Origin of the sequence: Natronogracilivirga saccharolytica, assembly GCF_017921895.1 — a bacterium.
GTDB classification, from domain to species: Bacteria; Bacteroidota; Rhodothermia; order Balneolales; family Natronogracilivirgulaceae; genus Natronogracilivirga; species Natronogracilivirga saccharolytica.
Genome location: NZ_JAFIDN010000041.1, coordinates 1 through 331, shown reverse-complemented (window position 1 = coordinate 331; position 331 = coordinate 1). Strand labels below are relative to the sequence as shown.

1 rRNA gene is annotated in these 331 nt (G+C 48.6%); it reads left to right on the top strand.

The annotated features are described in order from the left end of the window. Positions 1-331 (top strand): 16S ribosomal RNA (locus NATSA_RS15330); the annotation flags it as partial.

Below are 331 nucleotides of genomic sequence, written 5' to 3'. Positions count from 1 at the left end.
GGGTACCTGCAATCCTGGAGGTGCCAGCAGCCGCGGTAATACGGAGGATCCGAGCGTTATCCGGATTTATTGGGTTTAAAGGGAGCGTAGGCGGGTTGTTAAGTCAGTTGTGAAAGTTTGCGGCTCAACCGTAAAATTGCAGTTGATACTGGTCGTCTTGAGTACAGTTGAGGTAGGCGGAATTCGTGGTGTAGCGGTGAAATGCTTAGATATCACGAAGAACTCCGATTGCGAAGGCAGCCTACTAAGCTGCAACTGACATTGATGCTCGAAAGTGTGGGTATCAAACAGGATTAGAAACCCTTGTAGTCCAGAAGTGGCTTCCAGTTAA